This window comes from Bilifractor sp. HCP3S3_D3 (assembly GCF_052063915.1).
In the GTDB taxonomy this organism is placed as follows: domain Bacteria; phylum Bacillota; class Clostridia; order Lachnospirales; family Lachnospiraceae; genus Bilifractor.
Genome location: NZ_JBQHWP010000054.1, coordinates 1 through 783 on the forward strand (window position 1 = coordinate 1; position 783 = coordinate 783).

At 51.1% G+C, this 783-nt stretch carries 1 protein-coding gene; it reads right to left on the reverse strand.

The window, feature by feature from the left end; all coding sequences use genetic code 11:
• Window positions 1-79 precede the first annotated feature (79 nt).
• Window positions 80-783 (reverse strand): reverse transcriptase domain-containing protein (locus tag ACTNDI_RS13995; RefSeq protein ID WP_441101571.1); only part of this gene is annotated, 704 nt, incomplete at its 5' end.

Sequence of the window (783 nt, forward strand, 5' to 3'; positions counted from 1 at the left end):
CACATCGAGTAGGAGAAAGTCTCCAGTGGAGACTTTCGTCCTCTCACACCACCGTGCGTACCGTTCGGTACACGGCGGTTCATAAGTTTTCAGCTACTTTCAAATACTGGGAGAGCATGGACGGATAGCCCAGCTTTTCCAGTATTTTATTTGTCAGCACAGAGCGGAGCATTTGTGCCGCCCGCCATGTGCCTTTACGACAGTTTGCCAGTTCATGTACACGCCATTCCTCTAAGTGCAATGCCCTGAAAATCCGGTAGCGGGTTCTCACCCGCTTCCACTGTTTCCAGTACACCGCCCGGATTCTTCTGCGAAGCCACTCATCTGTCTTTGCCATCAGTGCCCGCATATCCGCATATCGGAAGTAATTCATCCAGCCGCGGACATAGTCCCGCAGCTTCTGCTCCCTCTCCGGATTGCTCCATCGATTGCCTCTGCACGTCAGTTCTCTGAGTTTCTTCTGCATTTTGGCTTTCGACTTCGGGTGTAATCTGAGCCTGCATTTCCCTTTGAATCGGTAAAACCCATAGCCCAGGTATTTCACCCTGCTGATGTGTGCCACTGTCGTCTTCTGGAGATTGACTTTCAGAAATAGTTTCCCTGTGATGAATGGGACGATATTTTCCAGCGTGCGTTCCGCGCTTTTCCGGGATTTGCAGAAGATCATGCAGTCATCCGCGTACCTGACAAACTTGTGTCCGCGGCGTTCCAGTTCTTTATCCAGCTCGTTTAGCATTACATTTCCGAGTAATGGACTCAGAGGTCCGCCCTGAGGCACACCTT